Here is a 19,084-nt window from a genome sequence, read left to right as displayed (position 1 = left end):
CAGGTTATGAAATTGAATGTCATTTATCAGTGAAAAAATCAGGTTTTTAGTCATGCACCAAAATAAAACTATTTAGCTGTGCATTTTCTGGTTACTATTTGTAAGGGGTAGCTCGGTGCAATATTACTTCATAAACGGTGAAATCAAAAATAATTTCCTAAAAAAAATGATAAAATTGAAATAAAATACGATTAAAAAGTCATTTACTCCTGGCAGAGCACCATCAAAAATGATTATTGAGGTTATTGGTTCAATATATTTGGATTCAACGATTTAGCTTTTTCCAAGTGTTTGTCAGCACTAACATTGTCACCCACATTCCGATATGCAAGACTAAGATTTAAGTAAGCATTTGCATTTGAAGAATCAATTTCAGCCACCTTCAAAAAATATTTGATAGCTTCTGCGTGATTGCCTTTGACACCATTCAGTACGCCCATCAATCTGTATGTTTCAGGATCATTAGTTGTAATTTTTAGGGATTCGTTGAGGTACAATTCAGCCTTTGCCAGATTGTTTTCTTTTTCTCCGGCGATTTTGCCCGCATCACGAAGAGCAACAGCCATATTGACAGTAGCATCTTTATATCCGGGATCCAACTGTAAGGCCTTCCTGTATGAAGCCACACTTTTTTCATATTCGCCCAAGTGGTATTGCGCATTACCGGTGATAAGATAAGCATTTTTATATAAAGGATGAATTTCGATTGCTTTAGTAAGGTATTGAAGTGCTTGTGTCAGCATTTCTTTTCTTTTATTTTCATCTTTTTCGCTAAAAGCATTCGTAGTAAGAGCGCCTCCTGCAGCATTAAGTACCTTAGCACTATTGGTCGATGTCTTTACATCGGTGGTAAATAGGGTAAAATCATTTTTCCATACATTATTTCTGGTGATGGTCTTAAAACAATATGATACTATGATGAGTCCTACAGCAGCCAGAAATGCATTTTTTCCGAATTTTGAATAAATAAATCTGTCTAGCAAGTATGCCAATAAAAGCGTAAAACCCAAAGACGGCATAAACATAAATCTTTCTGACATATTGGTTCCAATAGGAAAAATGATATTGGAAACTATAGAGAGTGTCACTAAATAATACCCGGCAGCGAAAGCTGGGAGTGATCTGGTTTTGAAGCCTCTAACTGCAATAAAAATTAAAAAGCCATACAACAACAGGCTTAACAATACATCAAAGTCTCCAAATGACTTTATATCAATGTATCTTGGGTAATAATCATGTGTCAACGGATGTGGCAATAACAACAATTGGATATATTTTCCCAAAGTAAAAGTGATAGTGGCAAATTTTTCTCCCTGAGGTATGGGCTTATATACTCCATCGACATACTCCAGATATGGGTTGTTCATCAATTCCATCGGAGTACCACCGAAATCATTACCTAGGATGGCTGCTCTGATCATTAAAAAAAGAATCGCAGGAGCAATAAGATAAAGACTTTTGGACAGTGCACCTGATATCGAGAGAGTTCTGAAAAAATAAAATGCTAAAGGCACTACTGCAAGATAAGTAATGGCGTTTTCTTTTGAAAGAAGTGCTATAAAAAAACAAAAGCAGGCGATAATGATATGTTTGAAATTGTTGGATTCATGGTTTTTTACCAGAAAATACAGTGCAAGGATGGAACCAAGCATACTCATGATTTCATCCCGACCTTTAATGTTGGCAACAACTTCAGTATGTAACGGATGAGTAGCGTACAATAAAGTTGCAGCAAAAATCATCCATGTATTTCTTTCATGTGCATCTTTATAATTGATCAGAGATTGCAGAAGTTTGTAAATCATCATACATAGAAAACCATACAACAGTATATTGATGAGATGACCCAACCAGGGTTTTTTGCCTACTAGTTGATATTCGATAGCAAACATGGCCGGAGTAAAAGGTCTGTATCTTCCTCCGGAAACGACTTTTGCTTTTCCTTCTTCTTTAAAAAATCCGTAAAAAGTATCTTTTGTGAACAGACCTTTGAGCCCTGATACACCTTTTGTAGTGTACATATTGTCGTATATTACAATGGCATCATCTTGTGTGAATTCATGCAATATAGTATTGAGATATACGAGTGATCCGATGGCAAATACCAGCCAACCCAACGATTTTTTTAAATTAAACGATGACGATGAATTCTGTAAGCTAACAGAAGAAGTCATTGGAGATGAATTTTTACTTTTCATAAATACAAAGGTATAAATATTATATATTTTTTTATATATAAATGAATTTATTTGTATTCAATGATTATGTATTTTATAACTAAAATGAATGAAAAAAATGACTTAAATTTAACTCATCAAAAAAAAATCAAAATTATCTATATAAAATTATTTTTAATATAATGTATAATACTCAGATTATCAATATTATAAAATAGATCTGAATAAAAGTAATAAATATCAGATAAAAAGATGACAAATATCATCAAGAAAAGAAAATCTCTTTTCTATTTTGCACCCAAATTGTAAAATATGAATGTAATTCTTTACTTAATTGTCATCAGTCTGGTGGTTGCGGGAGGATTTCTAGCGGCATTTTTCTGGGCTGTACGCGACGGGCAGTATGATGATGAATACACACCCAGTGTTCGTATACTTTTGGATGACGATATGATCAACAAAGAAGACAAAACCAATTAATAATATTTAAAATCTGACTTATGGCAAATTTAGAAACATTTAGTTACGACAACAAGGTAGTAGGCAACTTCGCCTGGGCTTCGATTATCTTCGGAGTTATCGGGATGTTAGTGGGTGTCATTGTTGCCTTTCAATTAGTATTTCCTTCACTCAACTTAGGTGTATCCGAGTTGTCTTTTGGCCGGCTAAGACCGCTTCATACCAATGCTGTGATCTTTGCGTTTGTAGGAAATGGTATTTTTACGGGAGTCTATTACTCTCTCCAAAGATTGCTTAAAACCCGAATGTTTAGCGACACACTGTCCAATATCCATTTTTGGGGCTGGCAACTTATCATTTTGGCTGCGGCGATCACTTTACCATTGGGTCTCACTTCAGGTAAAGAATATGCAGAGCTGATATGGCCTATAGACCTTGCTATAGCGGTTGTGTGGATCGTGTTTGGTATCAATATGTTTGGTACACTTATCAAAAGACGTGAAAATCACATTTATGTAGCCATTTGGTTTTATATTGCTACATGGATCACAGTTACTGTCCTTCACGTAGTAAACAGTTTGCAACTGCCTTATAGTCTTACACATGGGTATTCAGTCTTTGCGGGAGTGCAGGATGCATTGATCCAATGGTGGTATGGTCACAATGCGGTGGCATTTTTCCTTACTACGCCGTATTTGGGATTGATGTATTATTTTATGCCAAAAGCTGCAAACAGACCTGTTTATTCATACAAATTGTCCATCATCCACTTTTGGGCATTGATATTTATATATATATGGGCTGGACCTCACCACTTATTATATACTTCACTTCCTGACTGGGCACAGTCATTGGGTACAGTATTTTCTATCATGCTGATCGCTCCTTCATGGGGTGGTATGTTGAATGGTCTTTTGACACTGAGAGGTGTATGGGACAAAGTGAGGACAGACCCTGTTCTTAAGTTTTTTGTGGTAGCTGTTACAGCTTATGGTATGGCTACACTGGAAGGACCACTACTTTCTGTCAAATCATTGAATGCCATCACGCACTATACTGACTGGACTGTTGGTCACGTACATATAGGTGCTTTGGGCTGGAATGGTATGTTGACTTTCGGTATGCTGTATTGGCTGATACCAAGAATTTACGGCACTAAACTATATTCCAATAAACTTGCAAATATTCACTTCTGGATCGGTACGATGGGTATATTGGTATATGCTATTCCACTGTATTGGGCAGGATGGACACAATCATTGATGTGGAAGCAGTTTACACCTGATGGCTTCCTCCAGTATGGAAACTTCCTTGAAACAGTGACACAAATCTTACCAATGTATATGCTCAGGGCCATAGGTGGTACATTGTTTTTCTCAGGTATCTTTGTATTGATATACAACCTGTATAAAACAGTGCAATCCGGTAGCCTTATCGCTAATCAGGAGGCATCAGCTCCGGCAAGAATAACATACGAAGCGCATAATAATGAATACTGGCACAAATGGATAGAAAGGAGACCTATTCAGATGTTATTGCTTAGTGCCGTTTTGATACTTATAGGTACATTGATAGAAATAGCACCTATGATGATGATCGATAACAATGTGCCTAAAATAGCATCAGTAAAACCATATACACCCCTTGAGCTGGAAGGTCGGGATATATATATCAGGGAAGGTTGTTATACTTGTCACTCACAGATGGTGAGACCTTTCAGATCAGAGACAGAGAGATATGGCGAATACTCAAAATCTGGAGAATTCATTTACGACCGACCGTTCCAATGGGGTAGTAAGCGTACAGGTCCAGATCTGCACAGAGTGGGTGGAAAATATTCGAACAGCTGGCATTATAACCATATGTATGATCCTACATCTATGGCACCGGGTTCTATCATGCCGACTTATCCTGGCTTGTTTAAAAAAGATCTTAATACAAGCTATACCGCAGCTAAAATCAAATCATTGCAGTCTTTGGGGACACCATATCCTGATGGCTATGCTGAAAAAGCTGTTGATGATCTGAAAGCGCAGGCCAAAAAGATTAGTGAAAATTTAGCAAAAGATAAGATCTCACAGGAAGGATTGGAAAACAAAGAAATTGTGGCTTTGATAAGTTATCTGCAGCGATTGGGTACTGATATTAAGGTAAAAACACCATCTAAATAAACTCCTTACAAATTAAAGAGGTAAAAAATGGCAAAATATATATTACAGGAAGCAGGCAATTTCAATTGGATGGCCATCTTCGCCTTACTGACTTTTTTGACAGTATTTTCTATCGGAGTGTGGTTAGCACTTAGAAAAGATACACAGGCGATAAAACATATGGAAAGCCTTCCATTGGATGATGACGCTTGATATTGAAAGTCAAAAAGAATTTAAATAATTTATTCACAAAACAAAAAATAAATGATGAAGAAGCTTTTTATAACCATCATACTATATATCACAACTTTAGCAGGAGCTGTAAGTATCTATGCACAGGATGCTGCGCCAGCTGAAGATGCCGGAGCTCAAGCTGCTCCAAATGTATTTAATCTCGCATACAATAACATATTTTTGGTACTTGCAGTGCTTGTATTGATAGGTGTTATATTGGCAGGTCTAAGCCTTATATGGGCACTGATAGAAATTCAAAAGATGAAACTTCTGGAAAAATATGGTCCTGAAGGTTTGGAAAAAGCAAACCTGACAGCATCAGGGTCTATCTGGAGCACCATATCAGAAAAAGCCTGGAATCTGGTACCAAAAGACAAAGAGCAGGATATAGATCTGGGTCATGAGTATGACGGTATTCGCGAACTGGACAATTCGCTGCCACCTTGGTGGTTATGGTTGTTTTATGGTACGATTATCTGGGCTGCAGTATATCTATGGTACTATCATGTATCTGATAAAGGTCCAAGCCAGGAGCAGGAATATATAGCAGCTATGGAAATGGGTGAAGCTGAAAAAGCCAAATTTCTTGCAACTCAAGCTAATGCTGTTGATGAAAAGACTGTAACTTTGCTTACAGATGCAGCAGCTATAGCAGAAGGGAAAGAACTCTTTGCAGCCAATACTTGTAAAACGTGCCACGGGGAAAATTTGGAAGGTAATGCCATTGGTCCGAACTTGACTGATAAATACTGGCTTCATGGCGGCAGCATCAATGATTTATTTAAGACCATTAATTATGGTGTGCCAGAAAAAGGTATGGTTTCCTGGCAAGCACAAATAAAGCCAGGCTCTATGCAAAAAATAGCTAGTTATATTTTGTCATTGCAAGGAAGTAATCCGGCCAATCCGAAAGCTCCTCAGGGCGACTTGTATGAGCCCGGTGCTACAGGTGGTGGCGCAGCAACGGATACTGTTTCCGTGGGTCAGGCAAGTCCTGCAAAATCAGATACAACAGCTGTGGCTCAACCAGCCAAATAGATAAATTTTTTGAATAATATGAGTTGAATGACAGGGTGGAAGTTTACAATACATCCTGTCATTTTTTGTTTAAGCAACAAAAGTTACAAAACGGGTCAATATTTTAACATAAATTTGCATCAATAAATTGATATTCAATGTCTTCAGATATACATAATCCGGCGGATGAGCAGTTCAGAGATAAAATCTCTACTGTAGACAAAAGTGGAAAAAGGATTTGGATATATCCAAAGAAGCCATCGGGCAAATTTACGAATTACAGAATTTGGTTATCGTATTTGTTTCTGATCATCTTGTTTGGACTGCCTTTTATTAAGGTTAATGGCGAACCATTTGTCTTATTCAATATCCTCGAGCGCAATTTTATCTTGTTTGGAATCCATTTCGGACCACAGGATTTTTATCTCTTTGCTATAGCAATGCTCATTCTTCTGGTCTTCATCATTTTATTTACGGTTATTTTCGGAAGATTGTTTTGTGGGTGGATTTGCCCGCAAACTGTATTTATGGAGTTAGTTTACAGAAGGATAGAGTATGCCATAGATGGAGACTACAACGCACAGAAAAAACTGGATGCCGCACCATGGACAGCGGACAAAATCATCAAAAGGGTAAGTAAACAAGCGATATTTTTTGGTATTGCTGTACTCATTTCCAATACATTTTTGGCTTATATTATAGGACTTGATGATGTGGTAAAAATCATACAGGAGCCTGTTGCTGAGCATATGGGTGGATTTATTGCCATGATTATTTTTTCATTTGCTTTTTATATTGTTTTTGCCAGATTGAGGGAGCAGGTATGTACTACAATTTGCCCATACGGAAGACTACAGGGAGTGATGCTGGATAATAAATCACTGGTAGTAGCGTATGATTTTGTAAGGGGTGAGCCAAGGGGTAAAATTCAAAAAAATAAAACCATCTCCCAACCCGCTGCTATTGCTACTGTCGATGCTACCGAAGATTATATAGCCTCAGTGCAGAATAAACTTGGAGATTGTATAGACTGCAAGCTTTGTATTCATGTCTGTCCTACAGGTATAGATATCAGAAATGGCACACAACTCGAGTGTGTCAACTGTACAGCGTGTATGGATGCGTGTGATGAAGTGATGGAAAAAATTGATCGGCCTAAAGGTTTGATTCGTATAGATAGTATAGAAGGGATCACAAAAAAGGAGAATAAACTGATTAACCCAAGAAGTATTGCCTATACCGGGGTATTGTTGGGATTGATCATTCTGGAAGTGGTTTTATTTAGTCTGAGATCCGATGTCGAGGTATTATTGCTTAGAACCGGTGGTTTATTGTCTCAGGAAAATGCTGATGGCACCATAAGCAATCTGTACAACTATCAGATGATCAATAAAACCAATGATACTTATAAGATGGAATTCAGAATGCTGGAACCATCATCCGGAACATTTGAAATAGTAGGCGGTAAGAGTCCATCAGTAGAAAAAAATAACAAAGCCGAAGGTGCTCTTTTTATCAAAATTCCAAAGGGACAACTTGAAGGAGGTAAAAACAAGATTGTAGTTGGAGTATATTCAGAAGGTAAGCTGGTCACTAAGGTCAAGACGACTTTTTTTGGTCCAATAAAGTGATCATGAACATATAAAGCCTGTTGATTGTTGAAAATGCCATAAGTCGCAATCACAGGCTTTTTTATTAACTTAAAATCGTTACATTTTATTTTTACAATAAACTTTATGTTATGACAAGCAAATTGACCAATGCTCAACTTGAAATATTAAAAATATTTTCCAGTCCAATGAGTAAAAAAGAATTGAAGGAGTTCAAAGCTTATTTGCTTGAATATCGCGCAAAAGAGTTAAGTGAACTAGTTGATGAAAAGTTTGAAGAAATGGGTATTCATCCTGATGGCTTACTGAATGAACACTTTCGAACACCATATCTAATTAAGAATTCTTCATGAAAATGGTGGTTGTTTTAGACACAAATGTGATGTTAGTATGTCCTTCTCCTAAATCATCTTTACATCCTTTATTTTTGATGTTGAAATCAGGAAATATTTCTTTGTGCTTATCAAATGAAATTTTATTGGAATATGAAGAAGTTTTTACAAAAAAAATGGGGGTTTTTATAGCAGATAAATATTTAAAATTTATTTTAGAACTACCATCTTTAATTTATGTAAGGCCATATTATTCATGGAATTTGATTGTTCAAGATCCTGATGACAATAAGTTTGTCGATTGTGCTGTCGCAGGAAATGCTGATTATATTATAACTGAAGATAAACATTTTGACGAGTTAAAGCATATTGATTTTCCAAATGTTTCTTACATCTCTTCCGGAGAGTTTTTAAAACGGTTCAATAAATAGCAAATTAAATATAACCTTTAAATCAAAAACATTTATGAAATTCAATTGGGGAACAGGACTGGTGATATTTTTTATACTCTTTGTCGGGACATTGGCATTTGTATTGTACCAATCAAGTCAGGTACATGATAGCCTTGTTGTAAAAAACTATTATGACGAAGACATCAATTATCAGCAACATTATAATAAAAAGCAAAATACTGCTGATCTGGCCATAAAGGTAAAGTCAGAATATAAAAAAGAGAATAAAGAAGTTGTCTTGACTTTTCCTACAGACTCATCATCAGTTACATCAGGAAAGATTTTGCTTTACAATCCGTATTCAGAATATTCAGATGTCAAGTACGATTTTGATTTGGGTAAAGGAGCTACTTACACATTTCCTGTAGATAAAGTAAAGCCAGGGAGATGGAAGATCAAGATCAACTGGCAACAGGGAGATAAAGAGTATTATCAGGAAGAGGAGATTGTATTGTAAGGTACTATTGGTTCAAGGTGGCATTAAAGTTTGTTTTGGCGAACTGTATAACTTATTTTACCATATCTTTGCTGGCATAAATCAGAAAATGTTTGATATACACCGGCACATTTCTCAGCACCTGACCGCACTCAAGATTAATGGCAATTACAGGCACTTTTTGCATCAGGTAAAAGACGATGCAGGTAATCCCTTTATAAAATATAATAAAGACGGCACCTGGGTCAAAGCTGTAAATTACTGCAGCAATGATTATCTTGGTATGAGTACCCATCGGGAGGTCATTCAGGCTTTTGTTCAGTCAGGTTCAAAATATGGAGTGAGCAGCGGTGGCACTCGTAATATCTCTGGTACTACGAATGCTCATATTTCATTGGAAAAAACACTGAGCCAGTGGCACGGAAAAGAAGCAGCTTTACTTTTTGGCAGTGCCTATATGGCCAATCTCGCTACTTTGCAAACATTGGGGAGAAGGATACCTGAACTCATCTTTTTCTCTGATGAAAAGAACCATGCATCACTAATCGAAGGAATACGGTCAGCCGGAAATAAAAAATTTGTCTTCAGGCACAATGATATCGGTGATCTGGAATATCAAATATCAAAAGCTGACCCCTATGCGCCAAAAATTGTAGTTTTTGAATCCATTTACAGTATGAATGGTCATGTTGCTCCAGTGGCCGAAATTATAGAATTAGCTCAAAAATACAAGGCCATGACTTATGTTGATGAAGTCCATGCCGTGGGGATGTATGGAGTTAAAAATGCGGGATATAGTTTTAAAGACCTGGCTGCAATAAAGCCTGATATCATCAATGGCACATTGTCCAAAGCCATCGGAACTTTTGGGGGATACATAGCATCTTCTGCTGAAGTGGTGGATTTTGTACGCAGTTTTGGCAGTGGGTTTATCTTCACTACCTCACTGCCTCCGGCAGTTTGCAATGCAGCAGAAGCTAGTATTGAATTAATAAAAAAAGATAAAGAACGTGTGCATAAAATGAAGACTATGGTACATTTATTCAGGAATTTGTTGACTGAAGAAGGCATACCATTCACTTTTAACCAATCACATATAACACCCATTAAAGTAGGTAATCCTGAAAAGTGTAAGTCTATTGCTGATCAATTGCTTCGTGATTTCGCTATTTACATTCAACCTATTAATTATCCGACAGTTCCGCTGGGTGAAGAATGCTTAAGAGTCATCATCACATCTGCACATAATGAAGATCAGATTTATCATCTTGTGCAAAGTTTAAAAAAGTGTATTGGTGGATAAGATTACTATTGTGTGCAGGGCGAGTAAGCTGAGTCTGATACAGGCTGAGTTGGTCAGGTCAAAAATAATAAAACTTAAACCTGAAACTGATGTAGTCATTCGTGGTATGACCAGCAAAGGGGACCGATTGGTCGATCTGCCATTATCTTCCTTGAACGGAATGGACTTTTTTACCGCGGACATATTCCAGGAGCTCCGGGAAGGCAAAGCTGACATTGCAGTTCACTCGCTAAAAGATATGAGTTCGGAGCATTTTTTTAGTCATGATGCTTTTGCACTCATCGAAAGGAATGACCATCGGGACGTGGCAATATTTAATGAAAATATCATCCAAAAATTAATAAACAAACAAAACGTCATCATAGGAACTTCTTCGCCAAGACGTGAAGAAATGGTGGTTAAGTTTCTGAAAAAGGCTTTGCCTCAGTTGCATGACAAAATAGAAATAGAAACAAAATCTATACGTGGCAATGTAGATACCAGGCTCCAAAAACTGGATAATGGGGATTACGATGGCATCATACTGGCTACAGCCGGGCTGAACAGATTGTTGACTTATGGTGATAAAAAAGGGGAATTAAGGCAATTGCTGGATACTAAAAAAATCATGATCCTGCCACTAATAGAATGTACACCTGCTCCATGTCAGGGTATGATAGTAGCAGAAGGAAAGCCGGATAATGCCGCTATTTGTACCTTACTTAAAAAAATATCTGATGACCTTTTGATGCAAACGGCTGTTGCCGAAAAATCTAAAGCCAGAACATTTGGATCAGGATGTAGTCAGAAATTCGGGGTGACCACCATTTCTACACGTTATGGAGAGCACATCTATGCAGCCGGTATTGATGGTGCTGGAAATACCATCAGTGAATGGACCAATCTGCCGCAATCTATGTCTGGATTAACTCATATATTTGCCACCAATGAAGTCATGAAAGATTTTTTTGACTATCAATGGTCGGACAAAAAACATGAAATCGCAACCAATCATGTTTTTGTGGCTAATCCCAAAATCGCGCAAAACAGAGATATTCTGCAATCCATAAAATATAAAAATTTCTGGGCTGCAGGTAGCAAAACGTGGTACGATCTGGCCAAAGCAGGCATTTGGGTATCAGGTTCAACAGATGGAATGGGTTTTGAATATCTGGAGTCAATCGTTAAGATGCCTCTTATTCAAAGCAAGCTGAATGACATTACCATATTGTCACATCATACCGGCGCACAAAGGTGGAAACTAAAAGGTATAAAAGCTGTTGGTTACTATAATTTGATTGCGAAAAATAACCAAGGTATCATTAAGGCTATCCAAGAAGCAGATATGGTATTCTGGAGTAGTTTCTCACAATTTAAAACATACAATTCTTTTACTAAAACATCCGTCATACATAGCTGTGCAGGTGGAGAAACAGCTACATTGATGATTGAATCAGGCATAAAACCCATCATATTTCCTACCATAAAATCATTTGAACAATGGAGAACAAATATCCAATGAATCAACGCCGTCTGAGAGCTAATATTCATATTCGTGAGTTGGCTTCTACAGTTGTTTTGGATTATAAAAAATTTATTCAACCTCTTTTTGTCAATCAAAATCTGACAGAGCGTAAAGCAGTGCCGGGAATGGGTGACATCTGGTCAGACACCATTACTTCGGTAAAGGAAACGATCAAAAGCGACATGAAGAATGGAGTCACCAAGTTTCTCCTTTTTCCGGTACCAAAAGATAAATATGACCATGATTTCAATTTTGACTTCGCAGTAAAAGTAGTAAAAGAAATAAAAGCCGAATTTAAATCAAATATTTGGCTGGCGTGTGATCTATGTCTTTGCAGCTATACCTCGCACGGACATTGCGGAATCCTATCCCCTGATCATACCCGTCTACTCAATGATCCGACTGTCACTCTGTTATCTGATTATGCACTCAAACTGGCCAGGGCAGGTGCAGACTGCATTGCACCCAGTGATATGACAGATGGTCGTATCAAGGCTATTCGGCAGATGTTAGACAATTATGAGCTGGATCATGTTAGTATCATGAGTTATTCTTCCAAATTTTCATCACAATACTATGGGCCATTCAGGGATGCATGCGATTCAGCACCCAATAGCCATGGATTAAAAAACAGAAAAACATATCAGATCTCCCCGCAAAATATAAATGATGCATTAGAAAGTTCCTTCCGGGACGCGGCTGAAGGTGCTGATGTGCTGATGGTCAAACCTGCTGCCCTGTACAATGATATCATCTTTGCTATAAAACAGAATACCAATAAACCTGTAGCAGCCTATCATGTGTCCGGTGAGTATGCTTCTATAGAACTTATGGCCAATGCAGGTCTTCTGGTTAAAGAAAAGGGGCATATTGAGACATGGACTGCCTTGGTACGAAGTGGCGCAGATATTATCATCTCTTATGCATCACGACATGCAAAGGAGTGGATCGGGAGGATGGAAGTGTGAGCTTTTTAGATACTCATTCTAATGCTTTGGCAATAAAAAAATTTACCCAACTATTGAATCTTGGACATTTCTTTAGTATATTCTCAATTCCATTTTCTTCAATAATCATAATTCCATCAACGATTTTATTGTAGCCCGGTATCAGATTTCTTAATCTTTTGGAAGGCGCAGAATCTGAACCTTCATTTATGTCTTCCGGATTTGTATATTGCTTGAGAATATCGTTAATTTCAGTAAATTTAGCTTGGGAATCAGTATATAGATTTAAAATTCCGTTCAATGAGGCAAAAACTAAAGCTTCAAATTCGTGAAGTTGTATATAAGGAATCAAATTGTTGAATTCAATCTTTTTATAATTCTGAATATCATGAGTTATGGCTTCTTCCAGAAATGAAATTCTTTCACTTTTATTGACTATTTTTTTTGAATCTTCAAATTCAGGGAAATCTTTAGGCAATGCGTAATAATCTATCAAAGTTGTAACAATTACGTTTGATTCGAAAATACAGTTTATGATATCGGTTTTCAGATGTTGATATTTTGTTAATCCACCTTTTGTGTGTTTTATCTTAAAACAATCAACTGCATAGATGCCTTTAGTATGAAAATAAGGAGAAAGCACTTTATCAATAAATTCTTTTTCAGTATCTCCTTCCACTATAATTATTATTCTTTTCATTTAGGTTGACCTTTAATGACACTTTTTGTCCATAACTCTCCCAAAGAATAATCATTTAACCAACCCGTTAATGAGTCATCATCCAGACGTTTAAATACAGATTGATTATCTTCCTTATCAACTGTAATAATATCTTTAGCTTCAAAATTATTAATTAAATTAACCGATTGGGTGGAAATGATTATCTGACATCCTTTTTCAGCTGCTGATTTTATTAAACCTGAAAGTTTGTTAATAGCGGTTGGATGCAATCCTAATTCAGGCTCGTCTATTATAATTACATTCGGTAGTTTAGGTTGTAAGAGAAGTGTAACGATAGCAATAAATCGTAAACTTCCATCAGATAAATGATATGCATTAAAATAAGTGTCCGGAAATTCTTTTTCTTTCCATTCGAGCTGTATTTTTTCAAATTCCAATAAAGATGGTGATAAATTAAATCTATCAAAAAATGGAACAACAGATTGTATTATTCTCTCTATCCTTTTGAAATTCATAGGATGTTTTTCCTGCAAATAATAAAGATATGCAGGCAAATTTGCACCATCTTCTTTCAGATATCTATTATCATTAATATTTGCTTTAGATCTCAGTGGTGCATTATTACTTGTATCGTGGAAATGATAAATTTTATAACTTTCCAAATGCTCAGCCAAATATTTGTCACGGATAGTGGTTGATCCTTTAATCTGGCTTTCCTTAAGATTTAGATTGTAAAATGACCGGTTATTCTCCGCGTTATAGTAATAACTTTTTTCTTTAGTAATAAAAAGACTATCAGAATCAGATGGTAACAACTCAAAGGAATACCCATTATTATCAAAAGCTAAATAACCGTAAATTTCACTTGTATTTTTGCGACCATAGTATAAAAGATTATCAACACCACTTTTTAAAGTGTATTGTTGAAGTCTTTGCTCATATATATTGTTTAAAAGTTTGAAAAATGAGATAAAATTAGATTTTCCTACCCCATTTGCACCAATCAGAATATTGATAGAACTAAGATTAAGTTCAAGTTTTCTGATCGACTTAAAACCTTCAATTTTAATATTGAAAAGCATTCTTACCTTTTTAGATGGGATCAACCCGAATATAATTGAATGTTTAGATTTAAATAAATTAATGCCAAAGATACTTATTTCTTACTATTGGATATTTTATTTTTTTGTAAAACCTGGCAAATTCAATTGACCATTTATCAATTTTTAATATACCCAACAAAATTGTAATAAATAATCAGAAAGAATCTGCACAGCATTTTATTCATATCATTTAAATTACATTGAGTCTGTTTCGTTGAATATTGTAAAAATCATTGGTGAAAGTATCTGTAACCAATTGTTTATAATCACGGTAATACTCTATTCGCGGCCTGATTTCGATATCAATATTGAAGCTTTTTTTGATGGTATCCTGTCCGGATAAATGATTAAATAAAATGAATAAAATACAAAAACTACATAGGGAACGAGCCTTAAGATAACTCCTGGCTATCTTAGATGATTTAATGAAATAGTTTATACTTGCAAAATTATCCATATACCTTTTTTATAAGATAAAAGGAGCAGGCCGAAACCTGCTCCTTTTGTTCAAAAAAATCTCAAAGCGTATATCTTAAAGTCAATCCGTAAGTCCTTGGATCACCCAAAACACCACCAATCTGGCCGGCACTTCCCGGTGCTACCAATAGTTGTTCATAATAATCCTTATTGCTCAGATTTCTACCCCAAACAAAGAAAGAAATCCCATTTGAAGCTCTGAAACCCGCTCTGGCATTGAGCAGAGCATATCCTTCGATATCCAAAAAGGCTGAAGGTGACGGACTGGAAGAAAATGTAGATCTGTAATACACATCAATTCCTCCAAAATAACTTCCCTTCAAGCCTAAAAAAGTTCCTTTTGTATTCAAATCAGTACCTAATGATCCCGCATATTTTGAAATCCCCGGCAACTGACCACCTGAAATATCTTTAAATGCCTGTGGGCCTCCCACTTCTTCAATAGGAACAGGGGCGTTGGTAAATGTAAGATACTTTCCGTCAGTGTAAGCAAAAGCTCCGTTGAAGGTGATATGATGGTTTAATTTGATGCTTCCATCTATTTCAAAACCAAGCACCCTGACTTTTTCTGCATTTGCCAGATAACCTCTGTTAACCCCAGGTTCAGGGGTTTGAACTTGGGTTTGGTAGTCCTTAATGTCTGTATTATGCAACACAATATTCAAAACTGAATTTGCTGACGGTTGGGTTTTGATTCCAAATTCGAAGTGTGATACTGTTTCAGGTTTCACCCTTGCCAAATCAATCAAAACTTCTCCGCTTGCTGTTGGTAAACCGCCAATATTTACTCCGACAGGTTTATAACTCACAGAATAGGTGGCAAACATATTAAAGTTATTATTGAATTTATACTGCAAAGTAAACTGACCTGAAAAGTTGTCTTCTTCTACATCAATATTAAATGCCTGATTGGTATATACTGCATTTTTTAAAGCCAGAAGAGCAGGATCCGTCGTTTCCAAACCACCGTATCTCACTCTGCTGTAATTGGCCTTTTTTGTATCCTTGTTGTATCTGATCCCCGGCAACACATGCAATTTTTCGGTAATAGCATAATCCGCCTGAGCAAAAAGTGCTAAACTGGCTGACTGTATCCTATTGGTCGTTCTGATACCAAAATTATCAAATAAACCAGGTGTTTTCCAAAGTGCGCTGGTACTATTCTGAGCAAATCTCCATTGTGCAGAGCCTGCTTCTTCTGTCTGCACGGGGTCTGAATTTAAATCCTGCCACAATCCAAATGCACCAATCACTCCACTTATTTTATTGTTTAGCTGACCCGAATATCTGATTTCCTGTGAAACCTGGTCATGTTTGGAGTTTCCGGATGAAATGGTAAACGAAGGCAAACCTGTATAATCACGGTCATTCAACGGCACCCACTTCCAGTATCTGTAAGCAGTGGTGGATGTCAAAGTACCTTTACCAATTTTAAAATCTGCATTTAATGAAAGACCACCCAATTGATTATCCGCTTTTGAAGGGGTATCGTGATCTACTATTCTTTCAAATGCACTCTGGTATGGAAGTGTATAGCCTAAATCCGCAATGATGGCATTAAATTGCCGATAAGCCGCTCTTTTGGTGGTTACCACTTTTGCCACAGGCCATCCATAACCTGTTGGTTTTTGATCTGTAATATCAGCAATTAAAGTAAATCTGATTTTATCTGTAGGAACATATAATAATTGACCACGTACCCCAATATTATTAATGTCATTGATATTTAATTGTGTGCGTGGGTTATACAACAAACCATCTCTTTGTGTACCAGAAAATGATACTCTAGCTGCTAATTTTTTGCTGATTGGTCCGGACAAAGAAGCTTTCGCCTGTATGTATCCATAATTACCGTAACTCAACTCAAAGTTTGCATCCGGTGAAAATGACGGAGTACGGGAAGTGATATTAAATGCACCAGCTGTTGTATTTTTTCCAAATAAGGTACCTTGCGGCCCTCGAAGAACTTCCACCTGATCGATATCTATAAAATCGAGTGCTGTTGCTGCCGGGCGAGCATAATATACACCATCCACATAAAAACCAACTCCAGGGTCGATACCATCATTGGTCAAACCAAAGGTAGAACCCAGTCCTCTGATATTTAGTGTGGTATTTCTTGCGTTTGATGCATACAGCTGGACAGTAGGTACCAACTCCTTTAACCGGTTTACGTTAAAAGCACCCTGGTCTTCTATGGTTACACCTCTCACAACTGTGATCGGAATAGGCACACTCTGGGCTGTCTCTTCTCTACGTCTGGATGTGATGGTAACTTCACCCAGACGTTGGATATCTTCATTTAGTGTAATGGTAATATTATTTGAATTGGCAATAAACTCTGTTGTTTTATATCCCAAATAACTTACAATCAAAGAAATAGGAAATTTTTGTCCTGTCTGGAAATAAAAATAACCTTCAACATCTGTTATTACTCCATGTGTAGTACCCTGAATCTGAATGGATGCACCTACCAATGGATCTTTTGTTGCTTCATCAATGACTCTTCCGCTAAAAGTCGCATTGATGATAGTTTCAGGCTTTTGAGCAATCATCTGACAACAAAAACAACACACCATTAATAATGTCAGAATTAAAGAATTCGTCTCAAATGATTTCTGGTAATCAAAGTTGTTTAAATGTTTCATAATAAAATAATTTAATGTTTAATAATATAAAAAATAATTGTTTACGATTAATATATAGTATGATTTGGATAAAGCAGTGGCTCAGATATATATTTCTATCCTGAATTGATAACCCGAACTATTTGTTAAATCTGGTATAAGATTTCAGGAGCTATTATTCCTCCTGACAACACGAAGAGATCGTGCCTGCCGCAACTGTATTATTAGTATTTTCGTCAATCAGGATGAAGATTCCTGTACTTCTGTTTTGATCAAAAGTATCTGCTGCTATAGATTCAGCAGTACGTATGGTGACTTTACAAATTTCATTTAAAGCGATACTGTCAGTGTGCTCAAAGTCAGGTTGATTGGTGTGAATATTAATTTTATATAAAATTTCACTTATTTTAGCTTTTGTCGTGTGACTCAGGTGCTGAATGATTAGTTTTTGACCTGGTCTGAAAGATGTATTGTCCATCCAACAAATATTAGCTTCAATTTCATTGGTCATTATTGGATTTTGATGTATAGGTACGATCGTTTTGCCCCTGCCGGCATCTATATCGTCCGAAAGCTGTATAGAAACTATATCCCCTTTTTGTGCAATAATGACGGGTTTATTGTATTTTTCTAAAGCAGAGATAGAAGTAGTTATTTTTTCAGGTAATACTTCCACCAAATCTCCTTTTTTATATGTACCGGACAATACTCTTCCTATGAATCTTCTGGTTATTTCATTGGTCTTTGGGTCTACAAAATTGGAGACATATTGTATCTGAAATCTTGTATCTTCTTGTTTATCAAGGTTTATTGTTTCGATATTCTCCAAATAGGGCAACAATGGGAAACCTTCATACCAAGCTAATTTATCTGAGTGGGTGATCATATTTTCACCTTCCAATGCACTCACAGGAATAAAATCTACATTCCGAAGATTTAGCCCCTGTGCAAATTTTTTATATTCATTGATAATTTCCGTATATGAATTCTCAGCATAACCTACCAGATCCATTTTGTTGATACAAATCAGTACATTTGGTATACCCAATATTGACGCGATGATCGAATGTCTTCTGGTTTGTTCTGTAATACCATTGACGATATCAATCAAAATAATAGCCACATCAGCCGTAGATGCACCGGTAAACATGTTGCGTGTGTATTGAATATGCCCGGGTGTGTCGGCAATGATAAATTTGCGTTTGGCTGTAGTGAAGTACTTATAAGCAACATCTATGGTGATGCCTTGCTCTCTTTCTGCACGCAATCCATCGGTAAGCAATGCCAGGTCCAAATCCGTATCTTTGCCTTTGTTTTTACTCTGGCGGGTGATGGTTTCTATGATATCCGTTGAGATGGATTTGCTGTCAAAAAGTAACCTGCCGATGAGTGTACTTTTACCGTCATCCACGTTTCCTGCTGTAAAAAATCTTAAAATATCCATGTCTTCTTGGTTTTATAAAACAATATATATTTTCTCTCTTCCTATTTTCTATTTCTTAAGAGATAAATCTTTTTCCTTCCCTTTACCTCTATCCCTAAAGGGACGACCCGCGCTCATTGAAAGTCGCTTG

The 19,084-nt window shown here is 36.6% G+C and carries 16 protein-coding genes; 11 read left to right on the top strand and 5 right to left on the bottom strand.

Going from position 1 to position 19,084, the window contains the following annotated elements:
• Positions 1-242 precede the first annotated feature (242 nt).
• A complete protein-coding gene (locus IPK35_03620; GenBank protein MBK8052377.1) occupies positions 243-2,198 on the bottom strand; it encodes a tetratricopeptide repeat protein in 1,956 nt (651 codons plus the stop codon).
• A gap of 291 nt (positions 2,199-2,489) precedes the next feature.
• Here IPK35_03620 and ccoS point away from each other — a divergent pair, with 291 nt between their 5' ends.
• From ccoS to hemB, 11 genes are all read left to right on the top strand, one after another.
• On the top strand, positions 2,490-2,657 hold the full coding sequence (gene ccoS, locus IPK35_03615; GenBank protein MBK8052376.1) for a cbb3-type cytochrome oxidase assembly protein CcoS: 168 nt from the start codon (positions 2,490-2,492) through the stop codon (positions 2,655-2,657).
• A gap of 20 nt (positions 2,658-2,677) precedes the next feature.
• Entirely contained in the window at positions 2,678-4,807 is a 2,130-nt protein-coding gene (gene ccoN, locus IPK35_03610) for a cytochrome-c oxidase, cbb3-type subunit I (protein ID MBK8052375.1), read from the top strand.
• A 27-nt stretch (positions 4,808-4,834) separates the two neighbouring features.
• The gene (locus IPK35_03605) at positions 4,835-4,999 is read left to right on the top strand and encodes a hypothetical protein (GenBank protein ID MBK8052374.1); all 165 of its coding nucleotides are present in this window, start codon (positions 4,835-4,837) and stop codon (positions 4,997-4,999) included.
• A gap of 54 nt (positions 5,000-5,053) precedes the next feature.
• Positions 5,054-6,058: a c-type cytochrome gene (locus tag IPK35_03600; GenBank protein ID MBK8052373.1), complete on the top strand. Its 1,005-nt coding sequence runs from the start codon at positions 5,054-5,056 to the stop codon at positions 6,056-6,058.
• A 137-nt stretch (positions 6,059-6,195) separates the two neighbouring features.
• A complete protein-coding gene (gene ccoG, locus IPK35_03595) occupies positions 6,196-7,668 on the top strand; it encodes a cytochrome c oxidase accessory protein CcoG (protein ID MBK8052372.1) in 1,473 nt (490 codons plus the stop codon).
• A 110-nt stretch (positions 7,669-7,778) separates the two neighbouring features.
• Entirely contained in the window at positions 7,779-8,000 is a 222-nt protein-coding gene (locus tag IPK35_03590; protein MBK8052371.1) for a hypothetical protein, read from the top strand.
• 2 nt (positions 8,001-8,002) lie between these two features.
• A complete protein-coding gene (locus IPK35_03585) occupies positions 8,003-8,410 on the top strand; it encodes a putative toxin-antitoxin system toxin component, PIN family (protein MBK8052370.1) in 408 nt (135 codons plus the stop codon).
• 34 nt (positions 8,411-8,444) lie between these two features.
• On the top strand, positions 8,445-8,888 hold the full coding sequence (locus IPK35_03580) for a FixH family protein (GenBank protein ID MBK8052369.1): 444 nt from the start codon (positions 8,445-8,447) through the stop codon (positions 8,886-8,888).
• An 88-nt stretch (positions 8,889-8,976) separates the two neighbouring features.
• Positions 8,977-10,170 (top strand): 5-aminolevulinate synthase, encoded by a 1,194-nt coding sequence (gene hemA / locus IPK35_03575; GenBank protein MBK8052368.1) that lies wholly within the window; start codon positions 8,977-8,979, stop codon positions 10,168-10,170.
• The gene (hemC, locus tag IPK35_03570; GenBank protein ID MBK8052367.1) at positions 10,163-11,671 is read left to right on the top strand and encodes a hydroxymethylbilane synthase; all 1,509 of its coding nucleotides are present in this window, start codon (positions 10,163-10,165) and stop codon (positions 11,669-11,671) included. The genes hemA and hemC overlap by 8 nt, the downstream gene beginning before the upstream one ends.
• A complete protein-coding gene (hemB, locus tag IPK35_03565) occupies positions 11,650-12,642 on the top strand; it encodes a porphobilinogen synthase (GenBank protein MBK8052366.1) in 993 nt (330 codons plus the stop codon). Before hemC ends, hemB begins: the two co-directional genes overlap by 22 nt.
• A 13-nt stretch (positions 12,643-12,655) precedes the next feature.
• Here hemB and IPK35_03560 read toward each other — a convergent pair whose 3' ends face one another.
• The 4 genes from IPK35_03560 to IPK35_03545 all read right to left on the bottom strand — a co-directional run bounded on the left by IPK35_03560 (position 12,656) and on the right by IPK35_03545 (position 18,954).
• Positions 12,656-13,321 carry a DUF4276 family protein gene (locus tag IPK35_03560; protein ID MBK8052365.1) on the bottom strand — a complete coding sequence of 222 codons (666 nt, stop codon included), beginning with the start codon at positions 13,319-13,321 and terminating at the stop codon, positions 12,656-12,658.
• Complete coding sequence (locus IPK35_03555) at positions 13,318-14,385, bottom strand: AAA family ATPase (GenBank protein ID MBK8052364.1); 1,068 nt, start codon at positions 14,383-14,385, stop codon at positions 13,318-13,320. Before IPK35_03555 ends, IPK35_03560 begins: the two co-directional genes overlap by 4 nt.
• A 539-nt stretch (positions 14,386-14,924) precedes the next feature.
• Positions 14,925-17,462 (bottom strand): TonB-dependent receptor, encoded by a 2,538-nt coding sequence (locus IPK35_03550; protein MBK8052363.1) that lies wholly within the window; start codon positions 17,460-17,462, stop codon positions 14,925-14,927.
• Positions 17,463-17,685: 223 nt separating this feature from the next.
• Complete coding sequence (locus IPK35_03545) at positions 17,686-18,954, bottom strand: GTP-binding protein (GenBank protein MBK8052362.1); 1,269 nt, start codon at positions 18,952-18,954, stop codon at positions 17,686-17,688.
• Positions 18,955-19,084 lie beyond the last annotated feature (130 nt).

The organism is Saprospiraceae bacterium (assembly GCA_016713025.1).
In the GTDB taxonomy this organism is placed as follows: domain Bacteria; phylum Bacteroidota; class Bacteroidia; order Chitinophagales; family Saprospiraceae; genus OLB9.
The sequence above is the reverse complement of the archived record's forward strand: the minus strand, read 5'-3'. Positions and strand labels throughout refer to the sequence as shown.

Excerpts from the sequence above, each read along its gene's own strand:
- IPK35_03620 (MBK8052377.1), bottom strand. The coding sequence starts at position 2,198 with ATGAAAAGTAAAAATTCATCTCCAATGACTTCTTCTGTTAGCTTACAG.
- ccoS (MBK8052376.1), top strand. The coding sequence starts at position 2,490 with ATGAATGTAATTCTTTACTTAATTGTCATCAGTCTGGTGGTTGCGGGA.
- ccoN (MBK8052375.1), top strand. The coding sequence starts at position 2,678 with ATGGCAAATTTAGAAACATTTAGTTACGACAACAAGGTAGTAGGCAAC.
- IPK35_03605 (MBK8052374.1), top strand. The coding sequence starts at position 4,835 with ATGGCAAAATATATATTACAGGAAGCAGGCAATTTCAATTGGATGGCC.
- IPK35_03600 (MBK8052373.1), top strand. The coding sequence starts at position 5,054 with ATGAAGAAGCTTTTTATAACCATCATACTATATATCACAACTTTAGCA.
- ccoG (MBK8052372.1), top strand. The coding sequence starts at position 6,196 with ATGTCTTCAGATATACATAATCCGGCGGATGAGCAGTTCAGAGATAAA.
- IPK35_03590 (MBK8052371.1), top strand. The coding sequence starts at position 7,779 with ATGACAAGCAAATTGACCAATGCTCAACTTGAAATATTAAAAATATTT.
- IPK35_03585 (MBK8052370.1), top strand. The coding sequence starts at position 8,003 with ATGGTGGTTGTTTTAGACACAAATGTGATGTTAGTATGTCCTTCTCCT.
- IPK35_03580 (MBK8052369.1), top strand. The coding sequence starts at position 8,445 with ATGAAATTCAATTGGGGAACAGGACTGGTGATATTTTTTATACTCTTT.
- hemA (MBK8052368.1), top strand. The coding sequence starts at position 8,977 with ATGTTTGATATACACCGGCACATTTCTCAGCACCTGACCGCACTCAAG.
- hemB (MBK8052366.1), top strand. The coding sequence starts at position 11,650 with ATGGAGAACAAATATCCAATGAATCAACGCCGTCTGAGAGCTAATATT.
- IPK35_03560 (MBK8052365.1), bottom strand. The coding sequence starts at position 13,321 with ATGAAAAGAATAATAATTATAGTGGAAGGAGATACTGAAAAAGAATTT.
- IPK35_03555 (MBK8052364.1), bottom strand. The coding sequence starts at position 14,385 with ATGCTTTTCAATATTAAAATTGAAGGTTTTAAGTCGATCAGAAAACTT.
- IPK35_03550 (MBK8052363.1), bottom strand. The coding sequence starts at position 17,462 with ATGGTGTGTTGTTTTTGTTGTCAGATGATTGCTCAAAAGCCTGAAACT.
- IPK35_03545 (MBK8052362.1), bottom strand. The coding sequence starts at position 18,954 with ATGGATATTTTAAGATTTTTTACAGCAGGAAACGTGGATGACGGTAAA.